Source organism: Aliivibrio sp. 1S128 (assembly GCF_001691065.1).
Classification (GTDB): domain Bacteria; phylum Pseudomonadota; class Gammaproteobacteria; order Enterobacterales; family Vibrionaceae; genus Aliivibrio.
Map to the genome: position 1 here is coordinate 111,378 of NZ_MAJV01000002.1, position 18,824 is coordinate 130,201.

The window sequence follows — 18,824 nt, forward strand, 5'->3', positions numbered from 1 at the left end:
AGTACAGGCACTAGGGTTATACTGGTTAATTATGCTGAACACTTCTAATTTCAAACAAAAAATTCATAGCCATGGTTGGTTTATTTTAATTAATAGCCTTATTGCTATGGCTATTGCCACTCGTTATTTTGCTTTCTTGCCAGAAATCCCAACCGATATTTTAGGATTGAGTTTTCTTCTGTCTGGCACATTTAGTCAGATGGTTTTACTCGCTAGTATTATTGGTTTGGTAACATTACCAGCTATTTTTATTAAGAATGCAAAAGTACGTAATGGCACTCAAGCGTTTGTAGCGTCGTTAGGTATTGCAGTACTGTTTATTGATACATTAGTGTTTGCTCAATATCGATTCCACATTAATGCGGTTGTGCTTGAGTTAGTCCTATCTGGACAAGTCGTCAGTTTCCCATTAATCACTTGGATAACGGTTATTGGTGGTGTTATTGCATTGATTGTTGGTCAATACCTATTGATCTCATGGTTAGAAAAACCAGCAGCAGTAACACAACATAAATTGGGTCGTAAATTTGCCATCATTACCTTTTTTGCGTTATTAGCAACTCATGGTATTCATATTTGGGCAGCGGCGAATGCCTACCAACCTGTGACAACCGTAAAGCGCTACTTGCCGGTGTTTTACCCAGCAACATCAACAAGTATGATGAAGAAATACGGTTGGGTAGATGAAGAGGCGATTGCTCGTCAAGATGCGATGAAAATGAACCGTAAGAGTGATTTAAATTACCCACTAGCCCCATTACAAAAAGAAGTGGTTGAGAAGCCACTTAATATTATGATCTTGGCAATTGACTCATGGCGAGCAGATACCTTTAATGCTGAAAATACGCCAAATATGTGGGAATACGCACAAGATGGAATGGTTTTTAATAATCACATAGCCACGGGTAACGCGACACGGACAGGTATTTTTGGCTTGTTTTATGGCATTCCAGGTACGTATTGGCATGGATTTCTAGCGAATCAAAAATCACCAGTACTGATTGATCGTCTACAAGAACTTAATTATGAAATGGGGATATTTACTGCCGCTCAATTAGAAAAACCTGAATTTAATCAAACCGTATTTAAAAATATCCCAAATTTACGTATTAAATCTGAAGGTAATTCACCATCGGAATTAGATAAAGACTTAACTAAAGATTGGTTAGCGTGGTATAGCAAACGTGATACCTCAAAACCTGCGTTCTCATTCTTATTTTATGACGCACCACATGGTTATGATTTTCCGAAAGACTACCCACACCGTTATGAACCAATGCTAGATAATATTAACTATTTAGAATTGAACAATGATAGTGACCCAACGTTATTCTTTAATCGCTATAAAACCAGTGTTCATTTTGTTGATAGCGTAGCAAAACAAGTTCTTGATAAATTAAAAGAAACGGGTGATTTAGATAATACAGTTGTTATTATTACAGGGGATCACGGACAAGAAATGAATGATAATCGCATGAACTTTTGGGGGCATAATAGTAACTTTACCGACGCTCAAGTGAATGTGCCTTTCATTATTATTGCTCCTAAAGTAAACAATAAAACAATAGATTGGAAATCTGATGAGCTAACCAGCCATCAAGATGTCGTTCCAACCTTGATGAAAAACTACTTAGGCGTAACCAATGATATTAAAGATTATTCTGTTGGTGAGGATCTACTAGGTAAGCATGTAGACCGAAATTGGATCATGTCGTCTAACTACAGTGGCTATGCAATTATAGAAAAAGAGTCCATTTTAGAAGTGGGGTCAACGGGACAATACCAATTATTAAATAAGATGAATCGACCAATTAAAGATGCTGAATTGAATTATCTGCATCTTCAAGAAGCGTTAGATCAGATTAGCCGTTTTAGTAAATGAATTATATTTCAGTATTGAAGAGTATAATATAGTAGTCTTACTATAAGAATCGAAATATGTAGACTGAAAGGTTTACTAGACAAGGACGTTGTATGTTCGGAATAGAATGGAAAGTCTCTGAATTTAAAGTTATTATTAATCGTATTCTAATGGAAGTGTAGATTTAAGATGGTAATGAAGAGAACAGCAGTTTTTGCTTGTGACAATAATTATGCAGGATATCTTGCAACAACGATAGCATCATTAGTTGATAATTTTCGGCCATCACTTCAACTTGAAGTTATCGTTTTTGATGCAGGCATAAGCGATGACTCTAAAGATAGTTTATTAAAATTATCTACGGATAATATCAGTATTCGTTTCTTTCCAATTGAAGAAAAAATATTTTCAGACTTCCCTTTAACTATTAGTCATATTTCTTTAGCTACTTATTTTCGATTAAAACTGCCTTCATTGTTAAATAAACACGATAAAGTTGTTTATTTAGATGTGGACGTATTAATCAATAAAGATATTTCTGATATGTGGAATATTGATTTACAAGGGCATAGTTTAGGGGCAGTTATTGAGCCAAGAATGTCTTTTACTCAATATGATTACCTAGAAAAAATAGGATTGACAGAAAAAAAACATCTTTATTTTAATGCTGGTGTTTTAATTATGGATCTTAATTGCTTAAGGGATATTAATTTCGAAGAAAAAGTGGCCAATTACTTATTCCAATATAAAGATGTAATTGAGTATCAAGACCAAGATATTTTAAATGGAGTTCTTCAAGGGAACGTTCATTATATCTCACCAAAATATAATTTCATGCCTGAATATCGTACCATATTGAAGCCTAACCGTATCTGGATGTTAGATAAATTACCTTATACTAAGAGTGAAATCGAAAGCTTAAGAAGTAATGCAAATATTTACCATTATTGTGGTAAGCGTAAAGCTTGGATGTATAGTTGTACACATGATGGGGCCGATTTGTATATTAAATATCAAAATAGTACGGATTGGGCTGGTGATGGTTATTCAGATATTCGTGAATTATCTATATTAAAAAAACTTTCTTTGTGGGCAAAGAAACGGTTTAATTAATTATGGGGCTCTTTCAGTCGAGCCCTGTATTTATTTAAATTGTGCTTTCCATTCTCTAATGTTATCAGTCGCTATCTTAATATCAGTAGAGAAGTTGCTGTTAATTTTGTCAGCCAATTGTTCTTTTAATTTATCGCGAGAGATAACTGTTAAATTAAAGTCTTTCTGCTTTTCTATCGCGCGGTTATCTACCCCAATAATTATAGAACGTTTCTTGTTTTGTAATGCCTTAATACCAGCATGTAAGCGAGTCCCAACAAAATCCATATCGTCAGACATTAATAGTTTTTCATAAGCACTTAGACGCGCAGGTAGAGTAGTTAAGTTTGGTAGTTTTAGCTGTAAAGACGTTATATATTTCGCATCGCCATCACCTTGTAACCATAAATAGACATTGTCATAGTTTTCAGAAAGGGTGTTAAGTAAGAACGTATCTGAATCAATATCTTTACGGTAATCAGTTAATGTTACAGCTACATTTTTTGCTTTACTGGTTGGAATTTGATTGCAATGTTCTTCTGTCAATTCCCACATAGTCGGGCAACCAGTATTAATAACATTATTAATACCAATATCATTCAACTTTTGTTTGGTAAAGTTATCTCGAACAGAGTGGAGTGTGTTTGAGTCTAATAAATGGCGATAGAACCACTTAGTCATTGGGGATATATCTTTTTTCTCGTAGCGTCCCCAACCAACCCCTAAAGAAATAATTTCTTTCATACGTAATGTGTCGATTAAATTGATATTCCATTGATTTGAATGCAACATATTACGACTAAAAATATTTGATCCGCACACAAATCGATGTAAACATCGATTAAAATTGTAAATTCCAAATGACGATGTACCGTCATGTGTAGAAGCCGTCAGGTGTTGATGTTTGTCAAACAATTCAGTAATTACTTTCCGGGTAGCTTGGTTGATGATCTCATCCCCCACATTTAAGCTACCATAACTAGTATCATATATTCCTATTAAATTTGGGTCCGTTTCTTTAAGGAAATATTTGTTTAGAGCGTATTTTTTAATTTTTTTATTTAACTTTTTAGACATTTCTGCGTCCTTATTGCTGAACTATCAAATTATTATAATGCTCAAATTACTTCGTTTGTCAGGTGTTAATAAAACTTTTTATCTTTAAAGATATTTCCATTTATTGAGATAAAGACTTCATCGGCTTTGATGTGTGTTTGAAAATAACTATGGTTACCATAATATTGGTAGCCATTTTTTTTAATTTTTTGATTAATCCAACGTTTAAGCTTTTTCTCTAATCTATCTTTAGAACGTAAATCATGCATCGTATCAAAAGCGAGGACTTTTTCTTGTTGTTTTGAATGGGATAATGAGTGGCTATAACAAGAGCTATCATTTAATAGTGCGCTATTTGAAAACCATGGTGGGAGCGCTGTTCTTGAATGCTCTGGACCATAAGGGAATAGTTTAATCCCTCGTAAATGGTTTACATAAAATAGAATATTTTCAGGAATAAACGTACTTTTTTGCAGAGCTAAGTGTAATGCATTCGCTGAGGCAATATGTTCATCATGTGGGTCAATTTCTGGGTGTGTAACTAAAATTGTTGTTGGTTTAATATGTTCAATTAATTCAATGAAATCTTGAATTAAAGCGGCACCACTATTTATATTATTAGTATCATTAGATAGCTTCACATGGTTCCATTGTCGGAAATCATGAGGTGAGATATCAGAAATTGAAGGGTGGAGTACCTTGTCTTTTGGGGTATTTAGTATAGATGAATTTGAAATGTTAAAGTAACCCAAACACAATAATTGCTGCATAGGAACCTTCGCAAGTAAAGGTGTTGTCATACTGTTCCAACTACGAATATAACCCTTTCTCTTTTCTGCGCTTGAAATCTCAACGTCTAAATTTTGAACATATTGTCGTTCTAAACTTTGTAAGTTTGAGCCAATATTAACTGTCGCAATCCAAATGTTAGGTGCATAGTCACTATATAAACCATATGCTGAGAGATCAGCATCATCAGCATGAGGGGCAATAATTAATATTGGTCCTGACGATAAATCGGGGTTTTTAAAACCAAGTAATTGATTATTAAAAGATATTTTACAGTTTTTACATGTAATTGAGATGTCGTTTAAATTTTTAATCCCCGTAATATTTAAATACCTGATGCCTGTTTGATTTGCTTCAAAATATTGTTGATTAGATATTTTGCAACCATTTACGGATATGATCCCCGGCTTCTTTTTACTTAAAGATGTGTAATCGAAACGTAGTAAAATAGAGTGATTTTCGGTTATGAATGAGCTTTGATCATCACACTTTAAAAAACCGTTTTCTGAAATGTTAGCACTACATTCCCAAGTTGCTTTTAATGGATATTCGTAATCAACTTTTTTCATACCGTGACCTATATTTTATTTATCTGCTGTAATGTTTTTTCTACAGCACCTTTATTTTTTTCTATAAAACTTAACGTATTTTTTTGTAGTTGCTTTCTGTGTAGTTCGTCTTGAAAAATCACAATAAGATTATCTGTTAACTCTGTAGCATTGTGAGAAACTATAGCTGCGTTATTGTTTATAAGTTGTTGTGTTATTTCTTGAAAATTAAAATAACTTGGACCAATTAAAGATGGTTTACCTAGTGCGGCAGGCTCTAATATATTATGTCCACCCACTTTATCACCAAGTAAGCTTCCTCCCATAAAGCAGATGTCAGAGGCACCAATTAGTGTCAACATCTCTCCCATAGTATCCGCTAGATAAACTTGAGTATCTGCTGTTATCGTTTGATTTAGGGTACGTCTGATACAGTTAAAATTGGATTGAAGGCAAAGTTCAAATACGGAATTGAATCGCTCTGGGTGGCGAGGAACTAAAATTAACAGCGCATTAGGGGTTGTTGATAGCAAGCTTCTATGAGCCGTTAATATTTGTTCGTCTTCTCCTTCATGTGTACTCGCTGCAATCCAAGTAGGGCGAGAGGCTCCAATTTTCTTGCGCAGATCCACTCCCAATTCTTGTATTTGTGGAGTAATCACGATATCAAATTTTACAGATCCAGTAACGTGTACTTTTTCACGGTTGATACCAAGTGCAACGAATCGATCTGCATCATCTTGATATTGACAACAAACATGAGTTAAGTGTTTACCAAGTAGATTAAATATCGGTTGTATTTTTTTATAGCCTAAAAACGACTTTTCAGAAAGACGAGCATTTAATACTGAAATAGGAATACCAAATTTTGACACAGTATAGAGAGTATTTGGCCATAACTCCGTTTCCATGATCAGCATTTTTTCAGGCTTTGTTGCTTTTAAAAAACCACGAACCGCAAAGCAAAAGTCAATCGGCATATATCTGTGTTCAACCAAATCACCTAGCTTTTCTATTTGTTCTGCGCCTGTGCTGGTTGTTGTTGTAACAAGAATTGGTTGTTCGGGTTTTTGTTTCTTTAAGGCTTTAATTATTGGTATAGCAGCAATTGCCTCACCAACAGAAACAGCATGGATCCAAATAGGATTGATATTAGATTTTAAGGTAGGTGTAAAACCAAAATGTTCTTTCCAACGCAGGCCAAATAAAGGCTTTCCATCCTTCTTTTTATACAGAGAATAGAGTAAAAAAGGAGCCAATAAAAAAAGAAAAATGGTATAGAAATAGCGAAGTATCATCACGTAAACTCGTTTATATATTTATTTACAATCGTTTTAGCATCAAAATTATGTAATGTTTTTTGGACAGAAATATCAAATGATTCATCCCACTCAGAATTTAAAGCCAAGTGTATTTTTTCGCTAAGAGATTTAGGTGTTTCTTGTGCTAAAAAATGCGCTAAATCACCATTCATAATTTGTCTAATTCCCCCCTTACAGTCTGTAGATACGACTTTTGTTTTACAAGCTAGAGCTTCAATTAACACCATTCCTAACCCTTCTGATTTAGAGCTTAGAATGAATAGTTCTGCTTGTTTATACCAAGGAAAAGGATTGGATTGTTGTCCCTTTAAATAAACGCGCTCAGTAAGGTTAAGCTCTATTATTTTTTTCTTTATCGTATTTAAATCTTTTCCTGCGCCTACGATTAAGAGATCTTGTTTAATATCATAATGTTTAACTGCATGATTATAGGCATCAATAAGCAATGAAAAATTTTTATTCGGAACTAACCGGCCTAAACCTAAAATGTATGAGTTCTGATGGAGCTGTTCATCGGAATGAGATTCTAGCTCGATTTGCTGAAAATCATTTGGATTTGAGATCATCAGGTGCTTTTCTGGAGTGATTGAATGCGTTTTCATTAAATCAGAGAAGCTATCGTAGGCGCCATCAGAAACACAAACTACTTTTCTGTTATCAAATAATTTGGAAAAAATATATTTAGAGAATTTTCCATATCGATACTTAGTTTGTACGCTCTCACAAACATAAACATAACGAGGATCATGTAGAGGCCATAGGTGCTCAAATGTTCCCTGACCTCTAAAAATAACCAAATCAAATGGATGCCCATTTTTTTTCTCTAACGCTTTAAGTTTCTTTTTAAAGAAATAAGATTCAGCGTAAGCGAACCAAAGGGGAAATGTCTTTTTGAATATTATATTTAGAACTTTGCAAATAAAAAACCACATAAATCCAACCCCCGTCGATAACACTGATTTTTTTAAATTAAATAGATGGACGGGTAGATCTTTATTTCTTGGATTTACTTCTTTTTTTCGATTTTTTAAATAAATCAACTCAGAAGAATGACCATCACTATAAAAAGCATCTGCTAAATTTACAGCAACACGTTCCATGCCACCGATTTTTAAACAATTAACAACTACAGCAATGTTCATGCATATTCCTTATTGTTTAAGGTAGAATATTTTAGTATTAAGCTTATAGTAATAATGACTAGTAGATAGTCCCCACCGAGTAACACGGTATCAACTAAAGATATAAGAAGGTTGAAAGAAGAAAGAGATAAACCTAAAACCCAATGTTCACTACCTTTCAATATAAATAGAGGTAGGATAGTTAAAAAGATCGTGGCGATAAATCCTAATATGCCAAGTTTAGCCCAAGTATCGATATATACATTATGTAAAGTACCATAACTGTTAATTTCTTGGTTCTTCTTATCTTCTATTATAATTTTAGTTTTTTCCTGCGTATAGTTACTGCCGTGCCCAATAAGAGGCTTTTCGCTAATCATAGTCAGTCCAACATCGAGCATTTGAACACGAAGTCCAATTGATGAATTTAAATCACCTTCAATGATGCGCTGGTATTCATAAGCACTTTTATTATACAAGTCTTCAATTCTGTTTTTATTCATAAAGCCAGAAAATAAGACAATAGAAATTAGTGATAAAGTGATGATAATTTTGTGTTCATATTTTTTTAATTTATATATGAATAATATACAAAGAGAAAATAGAGAGGCCGCGAGAACTCCACGAGATTGCATTAATATTACACATAGAAGTAAAAATAAGAATAAGAAGCAGCTAGTTATGGTTATGTAATTATGTTGATTAGGTTTAATAAAATAGAATGCTAAAATTGCGAAGCAACCAAATAAAGGTGCGTATATATTAGGGTTCATTATAGCTGTTGGGCGGGGTTGTCCTTCAATATATACGATGTAAAGAACGTATAATATATTTAATATTGCACCAAATATTATTGGTAGACTAATTCTTAAATTATTAGTTTTATGTGAATATATGCAGATAAATAAAATGGAAAAAATAATACAACTTCTCATAAAGCTACCATAAATTCCACCATAATATTCTTTTGTTATAATTACGATTGCTGTAAATAATAAGCTTAAAATGATTAGCTTATTATTCTTTATTCGTAATAATAACTCTTTTGGTGATGTAGTTACTAGGGTGAATACGAGGAATACAATCCCTACGCCTGTAAGTGTTTTTAATCCATCTTCCAATAACCATAATCCAGCAGTGATCCATAAAATAGATATGCTTACTAGCAGATTATGAATATGTTTAATCATAGTTCAAACTCACTTTTTTCAGATAACAATCCATTTGAGAATAAGGGTAGCTTCTCCAGTGGAGTGTTTGTTTCGTTAATGCAAAATACCAATGGCGATAGCTGCTCAAAATTTGATGAAAAATACTCTATGTTATTATTATTTATATATATGAATGTTGAAAAAATATCAAAGAGTAAAGGTTTTTTAAGGTGCTTTTGATAAGTTATTGCTGACCTTTTTTTTGCAATTTCATAGAACGTATATAGATAAAGTAGCGAGAATGGAGTTAACCTAAACTTCTCATTAAAATTAGATTGTAATACGTGATTAAATAAACAAGCTGATTCAGAAAAGTGTGACTTGTTTATTGGTCTAATTCCATGTCTTAATCCATAATTCAAGTTTGCTTTTATAATTTCTTTTACTTTATCTCTGCTATTTTTTATAGAAAGCATATTATAAGTAGGTTTATCTTTTACTTTTTTTCTTGATGGAAATATTGATGATGTGAATACTCTTGGCTTTTCATTTTTAAAAAAGTCTGAAATTTTTGTTACTCTACCAATCATCATATCATCATTAAAATAGATAAAATTATCTGCTAAATTTGGGATTTTATGTAAAAAAGATTCGATAACACTAGAATTGAATGTAGGCAGAAACTCTTCTGGAATAATATCTTTATGATCAATGATGGTTATCTTATCTGTTTTCTTTAACCAATGTGGTGTTTGATTATCAGTAACAATATAAATATGGTTTACCCAAGATGCAAACTTACAAATAGAGCGCAGTGAATATTTTAATTCACAGTGCTCTATGTATCTGTCATCACTTATTTGGCTATTTTGACATTGCAAATATTCTTGTTTCGAATTTAAATGATATTCTTTTTTTTCTTGCCAAATAGGGTCAGTTCCATCGACCCAAGTATAAACAATATCTACTTTTTTAATTGTCATAAAATATACTTCTATAATTCAATTTTAGAGATGACATCTATTGCAGGAAGATCTTTTAGGCACTTTAAATGCCCCAGTGGGCACTCACGCTTAAAACAAGGTCGACATTCAATATCAGTACTTACAATATCGACTTTTTTAGCCAAAGGTGGCGTGTATTTCGGAGAGGTTGAACCATATACACCGACAACATGACAACCAACAGCCGCAGCAACGTGCATTAACCCTGAATCATTACTAACGACAGTCTGGCAAGTGGCTAATAAATCAACAGCTTCAATTAAGCTGGTGCTACCAGCCAGGTTAAATACATTTACTTGGTTCTCTAAATCAACAAGAGATTTAATGGTTTCTGTGGTTTCTTTATCTTTCGTAGAGCCAAATAACCACACTTGATAACCTTGGTTAATCATTTCATTGGCAACTGCCGCATAATGCTCAACTGGCCATTGCTTTGCTGGACCAAATTCGGCTCCTGGACATAAACCAAGAACGGTTTTCTCAAGTGATAAAGAAAATTTCGCTAGAGTATTTTTTTGAATTTCAGCATCAATCGATAAGGCTGGACGAGGTAAATGTTCTAATCCACCTAACGAGCTTGAATCAATCATGTCTGCTTTTGGGTGCGCTAAAGCAACATAACGCTCAACCATGTATTGAAATGATTTTTTATTTAGACGTAAATCGTTTAATAAGCCATAACGCATTTCGCCTTTCCAACCTACGCGTGTAGGTATGTCAGCAAACCAAGGAATTAAAGCCGATTTAGCGGAGTTAGGACAAATATAAGCGTGGGTATAATTATTGGCTTTAAGCTTTTTTCCGATCCGGCGACGGCCAAGTAAATCAATATCGCCATGACCTAGAGGCATCTCGATTGCTTGATTCACTTCTGGCATACGCTCTAGGATTGGCTTACACCAAGCTGGAGCCATAACATCAATAATCGCTTCAGGGTGTTGTTGCTTTAACGTGATATACAGTGATTGAGACATCACCATATCACCAACCCAAGAAGGGCCAATAATTAAAATCTTCATGTCATACCAATGATTAAGAGTTCAGATTAGTCACAAACTATTAAAAGAATGTAGAGATGTATATAGTGAAAAATTGCGGTTCACAAATCGCTCTTAATTCAGCAAGTCACATAATCTGAAATCTGTGTTATTTATTAATAATTGCCATATATTCAGCAACGCCATCGGCGACTGACTTAAATTCAACATCACAACCGGCAGCACGCAATTTTGTTAAATCGGCTTGAGTAAACTCTTGGTAAGCCCCTTTTAGATGATCAGGGAACGGGATAGTTTCCATTTCACCTTTACCATGGTGCTTAATTACGGCATCTGCAACAGCGCGGAACGGTTCCGCTCGGCCAGTACCACAGTTATAAATACCAGATACGCCATTTTCCAAGAACCAAAGATTAACCGCAGCAACATCGCCCACATAAACGAAATCACGCTTAAATTGGTCACTGCCTTCAAATAATTTAGGATCTTCGCCAGCATTCATTTGGTTATTTAAATGAAAAGCAACAGAAGCCATAGAGCCTTTATGTTGTTCACGGGGACCATATACATTGAAGTAGCGGAAACCCGTAATTTGAGAAACGGTTTCACCGTGTGCTTCAGCATCCGCCCATAGACGACGAACATAATTATCAAACTGCTGTTTAGAATACCCATAAACGTTTAATGCGCCTTCGTACTCACGCTCTTCTATGAATGTATCTGTCTCGCCATACGTTGCCGCAGATGATGCGTATAAGAATGGAATTTCACGTTCGATACAAAAATGAAGTACTTCTTTAGAGTATTCATAGTTGTTCATCATCATGTATTTTCCGTCCCATTCTGTCGTTGCAGAGCAAGCGCCTTCATGGAAAATAGCGTCAATAGAACCAAAATTATCACCCGCCATAATTTGCGTAATGAAGTCTTCTTTATCCATGTAATCAGTGATATCAAGATCAACTAGGTTCTTGAATTTTTTACCATCCTTAAGGTTATCAACCACTAAAATATCGTTGAAGCCTTTGTCATTTAAAGATTTAACAATGTTGCTGCCAATCATGCCAGCGCCGCCAGTTACAATGATCATTTTGATACCACGATTTATTAAGATAATTGCTTGAATTGTAGCAAAGAAAAGCCTAAAAGGCAGCGGTAATTTTGCGAAGGGTATTAGTGAGTAGTCGTTACTAGAGACTATATGCTTCGCTAACTAGAAACGATAAGATCATATTGGCGATGAGTAGTTCGTGAGATATCAACCGAAAAGCAAGTTGTAAGTTGAATGAATGAAGCGGATTAATTAAATATCGAATGCGTAATGAATAAAAATTGAGCTATAAAAGTTAATCTCAGGAATGTATGAGTTAGTGATGTGTTTGATTGATTAGTATTACTGGCTTTTATAGTTTCTAGTCACGCAGTGAATATAGTTAGCAAAACGTAAAGCTTATTTAAAAAGGATCACCCATGCCAACATCCCCAAAAAACTTAAATCAAACCAACGTTCTAACCACAACCCTAAAACATCACGGTGGAAAACTTGGCGTTACCGGCTCTTGCCACGAGCTTTGCATTAATAACAACGGCAACAACCAAAGCATACTGATTGATTGTGGTCTATTTCAAGGAAGAGATGCGAAAGATAAGAACGGCAACGACAAAAAACTCGATATTGAATTTCCTATTTCACACCTAAAAGCGCTAATTCTTACTCATACTCACATCGACCATATTGGGCGCTTACCTTGGTTATTAGCAAAAGGGTTCAAGCAACCCATTTACTGTACTCCAGCAACGGCCGAGCTTGTCCCGCTAATGTTAGATGATGGATTAAAGCTGCAATTAGGATTAAACAAAGGCCAAAGAGCAAGAGTATTAGAATTAATAAGAAAACAAATAAAACCCATCCCATACAACCAATGGCACCGAATCCCTCTTTCTTCTAAATCTCGCTCTTTACGCTCTTCCTCGTCCCTAAAAACTAGTCCCTCATACCTGCTCTTAAGATTCCAACCCGCTGGCCATATCCTCGGCTCCGCTTACGTCGAAATCAAACTCCCCAACAGTGAAATCGTTGTATTCTCTGGCGATTTAGGCCCATCTAATACCCCATTATTACCTGATCCAATTCCACCTAAACGTGCCGATTTACTTGTAATAGAAAGTACTTACGGCAATAAACTTCACGACAGCGTAGAAACCAGGTCTAAGCGCTTGCAACAGATCATAGAACGTTCCTTAGACGATGGCGGTGCAATTATCATTCCCGCATTTTCAGTAGGTCGAACTCAAGAGCTGTTGTTTGATATCGAGCACTTAATCCATCACCACAAAATTGACTCAAACATCCCCATTATCTTAGATTCCCCACTCGCTAACAGAGTCACCAAACAATATCGACGGTTCAAAAAATTGTGGAGTAAAGAGGCGAAAAACAAAATCGTTAATCAACGACATCCCTTAAATTTTGAACAATGCATTACCATCGATAGTCATAAAGAACACATGAGCTTGGTGAATCGATTAAAAACAACGGCAGAACCGTGCATTATTGTCGCTGCCAGTGGGATGTGTAATGGCGGGCGGGTGATGAATTACTTAGAAGCCTTACTCCCAGATAAAAGAACCGATATTATTCTGGCTGGTTACCAAGCGCATGGAACGTTAGGTCGAGATATTCAAAATAAACATAAAACGGTATGGATAGATAGCCAACCGATTGAAGTCAACGCACAGATTCATACTATGTCAGGATATTCAGCTCATGCAGATCAGGTCGATTTGATTCGATTCGTCGAGGGAATAAAAGAAGGGAGAAAGGAGATTCATATCGTTCATGGAGAGAAAAACGCACGTGATGAATTAGAGAGAAAGCTCAAGATTATGCAGGATTAGAGTTCAGAGTCGTCAATATTTCCGCTATACTTCAGTGAGTAACGGTATTGATGTCAACCTCAAAAGGCGCTGAAAAGTCATGAAAACAAAAGACCGAATTATTTATGGTGCCTTAGAACTCTTTAATCAAGATGGTGAGCGTAATGTGACGACGAACCATATTGCGGCGCACCTCGAAATCAGCCCAGGTAATTTATATTATCATTTCCGTAATAAAGAAGAGATCATCCATTCTATTTTTAATAATTACGCGCAAGAGTTAAAAACTCGTTTTCAACCGATTCATTTAGATGAACAATCACAGACGCCGAGTCTGCAAGTTATGCTCAACTATTTAGATTCTATTTTTGTGCTGATGTGGAGTTATCGATTCTTTTACGCGAATTTACCGGATATATTAGGCAGAGATCCAAGTTTACAACTGAAATATCTTCAAGCTCAGCAAGATTTAAATGACAATTTGATAGGCATAATGAATAATTTTCGTCATGCCAAGCTAATTGATTTAGATGATGATGAACTTGCCGCATTGACTAAGACATTACACTTAGTGTCATCTTGCTGGATTAATTATCAGACAGTGATGTCGTCTGACGTGAAAATTACAGAAACCGTTATTTATCAAGGAATGATACAAATGCTGAATGTGGTAAGACCGATTGCGACAGAGTTAGGCCGTCAACAGATTTTAGAACTAGAAAAGCATTACAAAGAGCGAATGAAGTAAATTCTCTGTTTGACTAGCTAATTTAAAAAGAAGAATAAGTAACAAAAGACTATTATTTTTTAGGAATATAAATGAATAACCCATCGCCACAATTACAGAATAACGCCCAAACGTCATCATCTCAGGTCGATGAAATTGATTTTAAAGATCTTTTCATTGCACTTTGGAAAGGTAAGATCACGATTATAGTATGTATCTTGATTTTGACTGTCGGTGCGGTGTTTTATGCATTCACAACTCAAGAATGGTGGTCATCTAAAGCAAAAATAATGAGCCCACAAGTATATGATTTTGCGGAATATCAAGAGCAAGTAACGCAATACCAACCAATTTTTGATATTTATCAAGAGGACGGTACTGTTTTGGTAAGCAAAGATTTGAATTCATTAGTAAATAACAAGGCTTTATTTAAACATTTTATTAGTGCATACAATTCATCTAATAATAAAAAGCAATTTTTAGATGGAAGTGCTGAGTTCCAATCTTTTAAAGCTGCACTTGATACAAATAAAAATACAGGTATAGATAAGAAAGAAGTAACTCGTCAATTATACTCAAATTGGTTTCAAAAAATAACCGCCAGTGCTACGGATAAAAAATCTCAAGATTCGTCGTATAGTATAAGTTTGCAGGCAACGACAAAGGAAAGCAGTTATACATTATTGAATGAATACATTACGTCAGTAAAATCTGTTGTGTTTAATGAGTTGCTAAATAACCTTCAAGCGATTGTTAATAGTAAGCGTAATGAATTACGTCAACAAAAAACGATTTTAGAAAGCCAAGCTAAAAATCGCTTAGCGGTTGAAATTGAACGTTCGAAATATGCATTAGAGATAGCGAAAGCGGCGCAAGTGAATCAACCAATTCAAAACATGAATGATAATGAATTGTTTGCCATTGGTTTAGGAGCTAAAGCGTTAAATGCGAAAATTAAAGCACTTAAATCGGTAACGAATTTAAGTGTGATTGAACCAAGACTGCAACAAATAGATGCAAAGCTTGAAATGCTTAAATCAATGAAGATTGACCGAAATATTAAGTTTCAAACCTTTCGTTACCTAGAGAATGTTGAGCCACCTTTTACTCGAGATAAACCTAAAAGAGTATTGATTGCTATGTTGGGTGCATTACTTGGTGGCATGTTAGGGATTGTGATTGTTTTGATTCGATTTGCTCTTAGAAAAGGGAATTAGTTTTCATTGATGTGTGCAAGCTCCTGAAATAATGTTAAGGAGCTTGCTTATTTATTTTTATAACCCCTTTCTCGTAAACCACGGCGATCTCTCATCTGTCAGATCATACAACTCATGCTCTTTATTTAGCATCTGTCCGCCATCGCGAGTCAGAGGTTGCCAGTTAAAGTTCGCACGGTTCTTACTTGGTTTCACCGTCATGATGTCGAACGGGATCGAAATATAGAATCCTTTGGTGTAACTGCCTTCACCAAACTCCTCAGCTGATAAATCCGTAAAGCTTGCATACGCACCGGCGATCACGCCAGAATCAAACTGTTTAGAGAAATCGACACGAGTTCCTTTATCGCCAGCCAAGAATTGACCAACGCCCACTTTAAGTAATGTATTCTTTAAGAAAGTCCATTGTGGGGCATAGTAAGCGGTGGCAAACCCAGTCATACCACTTGAAACAACCGTATAATCTCGACCATATTCCCCACCGTCTTGCTGGTCTTGTTCATAAAAACCAAACCAATCACCCGGTGTACGTTGTTTAATGTAAGTCGCATCGACGCCGAATGCCCAATTTGAATTCAGTGGACGGTACATCACTTCAGAGCCAATACCACCAAACATACTTTCTAAATAACCCGCATACACTTGGCTGTAAAAGCCAGAACCGTATTCTTCAAACCAAGTTAATTGAAGGCTGTTCATGCGTACTGGATTTTCATGGACATAAGCACGGAACATAGTACGAACACGAGGAACAGAAGTCCCATCGGGCGGTGTGATGTAATTAAATTTATCGTAGTTATCAACCAAATTAAAATACACACTGCCAGAAGCTTGCACTTTATCCGTCAACCACACCGAACCTGCGGTATTAATCCCGATAGCATAAAGATAAAAGTTTTCAGCACTGCCAATAGATTGCGATAAGGTTGGTGAAATTGAGTAATCCCAACGTTCAAGATTATTGCTTTTAAGTTCATTGTCTACGGGTGAATAAGTGACTTCATCGGTTTGACTTGCATCGGCAATATCTGCATCGAAGTATTCATTGTTTGCCACTTTCTTATACTGCTTCGCATCTATCAGGGTTTCAGAAACCGGCATGGATTGATTGGTTTCAACAATACGATAGGTTGAAATGGTTGCAGGCACGTTATTCGCCAAAATACGAGAAGCACGATTATGGGCTTCATCGCTATCGCGGTATTTGTTTTGCTCTGCAATAATCGTTACAGAATCATCATTAGCGTAAATTTTACTTTCTTTATAGCCGGCGTTGCCATTCAACTGTTGATTAACACGTTTCCAATCAACCTCATCAATCGAATCATGAGTTGATTCACTATAAGATTCGATAGGCTCATCACGCCAAATCGCCTTCATGCTATTAAAGTTAGTACTTAAATTAACCCCAAGCGTAAGCGTATCTCCACGCTCGTAACTCACCTTAATATCACCCCAATCACCTAACCCATACAAAACCCCAAAGTTCCACGGGGTGTGTTGAGTCATGTCTATATTACCGCGAGTGACAGGGAAATCTTGACTGTAGTCATTACTGTCATATTCCACTTTTAAACGCAGTGGCTGATAAGGTGTTTGATATTCTAAACCCCCATAAATAGCCGCCGGGCCTTTAAACCAACGTTCAAAAGAGACACTACCACCGCTATCTTTTGTTTCAGTTGAGCGAGAACAAAATTTATCCGAGGCTTTACAGAAAGGATTGGTGATATTGCCACTTTGGCCTAAGTAGCCCCAGCCCATACCGACAGTCACATCAAGATTGCCGAATCGTTTGGTTGCGGCAACAAACTCACCATCAAATAACCCTGTGCCACCAAAATCTCGAACGCCGATTGATGTTTCAGGCAGCCATTGGCTTTCTTCTAGTAAGCGGATTTTAAAATCAATGCCTTTATCGGTGTATTTAGTGCTGCCACTAAAGCTTTCATCACCGCTATACAGTAAATCTTGCACCAAGGTGTAACGAATGGTGGTTTCTAACCATGGCATGACCTGTAAAGACACATTGTAGTGGTGGTATTCATTATTAAGTGTTGCGCCAATATTGAACTCACCTTCAGGAGCCATACGACCAGAAGGCATTTGGATTAAGCCCACGCCACCAAAATCCGTTTGCGAAGTAGATAATGTAACGGGTTCAAATTCATTAGCAAAAACAGAATAAGGAAGAGAAGAGGCAATAACCCCCGCAATAAGGGAGAGAGAAAACGTAGGAGCCATCATAATTAAAATGCCTTATTACGAAGCAGTTGAACAATAGAATCATTTAAAGAGGAATAATCAGCAGGAAGATCCGCAAAAGGGACAAACACAATTGCCCCGGGCGCTAAATACACCGGTTTGTTTTGCCATACTGAAAATTCAGTGTGTTGAACCTCACCATTAGGTTGAATGACATAAATAATGGAAGTATCTGCAACAGAAGAAAGGGGCAGATTTTCAAGATAGTCATCAATAATAGCGTGTTCAATTAATGGCAATTCAAGACTTTTTTCAGAATTAATGGCCCCAAAAAAAGAAACGCCAATAGGGCGAGGCCCTAAAAATAATTGGTAGTTACCAGATAAAAGAGGGTTTGCTTTATCATTAATTCGCAGTAAATCAGCATCAAATGGCGCAAAAATACGAGTTACAAACGACGTTTTCTCTAATTGTAAAGAGAGTTGCGTCGCAGATTTTGCATATTTGTTTTTAGACGAAAAGAGTGATGTCTCTCGAGAAAGTGAAGATAGCGAGTTAATCACTTCATTTCGACGATCTTCACTGTTTTTTTGTTTGTTTTTATCGCCTAATACCACGCCTAAATTATAAAAATCAGCATGAGTATTTGCATCAACAGCCACTTGAGACAACCGAATTGGCTGGCTGTAATTAAGCTCTAAATCTTGTTTAGGTAAGGTTACGGTTAACGTATTTTTAACTTCAGATGTGGGGTCATAAGTAGCGGCAACACCGTAGGCCGAAACCGACAGTGAAAAAATAATAAATAAAGAAGAAAGGAAACGCATAATCACTCCATGTTTATCTAACATATTGA

At 35.8% G+C, this 18,824-nt stretch carries 15 protein-coding genes; 5 read left to right on the forward strand and 10 right to left on the reverse strand.

Translation table 11 applies throughout. The features are described 5' to 3' along the window. The first annotated feature begins 31 nt into the window (after positions 1-31). Entirely contained in the window at positions 32-1,882 is a 1,851-nt protein-coding gene (locus A6E03_RS01370) for a DUF3413 domain-containing protein (protein WP_065600014.1), read from the forward strand. 174 nt (positions 1,883-2,056) lie between these two features. Beyond that, the gene (locus A6E03_RS01375) at positions 2,057-2,974 is read left to right on the forward strand and encodes a glycosyltransferase family 8 protein (RefSeq protein WP_176703436.1); all 918 of its coding nucleotides are present in this window, start codon (positions 2,057-2,059) and stop codon (positions 2,972-2,974) included. A 30-nt stretch (positions 2,975-3,004) separates the two neighbouring features. On the opposite strand, the gene A6E03_RS01380 is transcribed toward A6E03_RS01375, so the two are convergent. The 8 genes from A6E03_RS01380 to rfaD form a co-directional block, all read right to left on the reverse strand. Then, on the reverse strand, positions 3,005-4,030 hold the full coding sequence (locus A6E03_RS01380; protein WP_065600016.1) for a polysaccharide pyruvyl transferase family protein: 1,026 nt from the start codon (positions 4,028-4,030) through the stop codon (positions 3,005-3,007). Between the two features lie 65 nt (positions 4,031-4,095). After that, positions 4,096-5,367 carry a PIG-L family deacetylase gene (locus A6E03_RS01385; protein ID WP_065600017.1) on the reverse strand — a complete coding sequence of 424 codons (1,272 nt, stop codon included), beginning with the start codon at positions 5,365-5,367 and terminating at the stop codon, positions 4,096-4,098. A gap of 8 nt (positions 5,368-5,375) precedes the next feature. Continuing rightward, entirely contained in the window at positions 5,376-6,644 is a 1,269-nt protein-coding gene (gene waaA / locus A6E03_RS01390; protein WP_065600018.1) for a lipid IV(A) 3-deoxy-D-manno-octulosonic acid transferase, read from the reverse strand. Then, entirely contained in the window at positions 6,644-7,810 is a 1,167-nt protein-coding gene (locus A6E03_RS01395; RefSeq protein WP_065600019.1) for a glycosyltransferase, read from the reverse strand. Before A6E03_RS01395 ends, waaA begins: the two co-directional genes overlap by 1 nt. Further along, entirely contained in the window at positions 7,807-8,979 is a 1,173-nt protein-coding gene (locus A6E03_RS01400; protein ID WP_065600020.1) for an O-antigen ligase, read from the reverse strand. The genes A6E03_RS01395 and A6E03_RS01400 overlap by 4 nt, the downstream gene beginning before the upstream one ends. Then, positions 8,976-9,923, reverse strand: coding sequence for a stealth family protein (locus A6E03_RS01405; protein WP_065600021.1), 948 nt, complete (start codon positions 9,921-9,923; stop codon positions 8,976-8,978). Before A6E03_RS01405 ends, A6E03_RS01400 begins: the two co-directional genes overlap by 4 nt. A gap of 11 nt (positions 9,924-9,934) precedes the next feature. Continuing rightward, a complete protein-coding gene (gene waaF, locus A6E03_RS01410; RefSeq protein WP_065600022.1) occupies positions 9,935-10,963 on the reverse strand; it encodes a lipopolysaccharide heptosyltransferase II in 1,029 nt (342 codons plus the stop codon). Positions 10,964-11,090: 127 nt separating this feature from the next. Next, positions 11,091-12,032 carry an ADP-glyceromanno-heptose 6-epimerase gene (rfaD, locus tag A6E03_RS01415; protein ID WP_065600023.1) on the reverse strand — a complete coding sequence of 314 codons (942 nt, stop codon included), beginning with the start codon at positions 12,030-12,032 and terminating at the stop codon, positions 11,091-11,093. A 380-nt stretch (positions 12,033-12,412) separates the two neighbouring features. Here rfaD and A6E03_RS01420 point away from each other — a divergent pair, with 380 nt between their 5' ends. The 3 genes from A6E03_RS01420 (at position 12,413) to A6E03_RS01430 (ending at position 15,763) form a co-directional block, all read left to right on the forward strand. Next, complete coding sequence (locus A6E03_RS01420; RefSeq protein WP_065600024.1) at positions 12,413-13,840, forward strand: MBL fold metallo-hydrolase RNA specificity domain-containing protein; 1,428 nt, start codon at positions 12,413-12,415, stop codon at positions 13,838-13,840. Positions 13,841-13,919: 79 nt separating this feature from the next. Further along, the gene (locus A6E03_RS01425) at positions 13,920-14,567 is read left to right on the forward strand and encodes a TetR/AcrR family transcriptional regulator (protein WP_065600025.1); all 648 of its coding nucleotides are present in this window, start codon (positions 13,920-13,922) and stop codon (positions 14,565-14,567) included. A 71-nt stretch (positions 14,568-14,638) separates the two neighbouring features. Continuing rightward, positions 14,639-15,763, forward strand: a complete 1,125-nt coding sequence (locus A6E03_RS01430) for an LPS O-antigen chain length determinant protein WzzB (protein ID WP_065600026.1) — start codon at positions 14,639-14,641, stop codon at positions 15,761-15,763. Between the two features lie 57 nt (positions 15,764-15,820). Here A6E03_RS01430 and A6E03_RS01435 read toward each other — a convergent pair whose 3' ends face one another. Both A6E03_RS01435 and A6E03_RS01440 read right to left on the reverse strand, forming a co-directional pair. Continuing rightward, positions 15,821-18,010 carry a YjbH domain-containing protein gene (locus A6E03_RS01435; protein WP_065600027.1) on the reverse strand — a complete coding sequence of 730 codons (2,190 nt, stop codon included), beginning with the start codon at positions 18,008-18,010 and terminating at the stop codon, positions 15,821-15,823. 2 nt (positions 18,011-18,012) lie between these two features. Next, positions 18,013-18,795, reverse strand: a complete 783-nt coding sequence (locus A6E03_RS01440; RefSeq protein WP_065600028.1) for a capsule biosynthesis GfcC D2 domain-containing protein — start codon at positions 18,793-18,795, stop codon at positions 18,013-18,015. Positions 18,796-18,824: the final 29 nt, after the last annotated feature.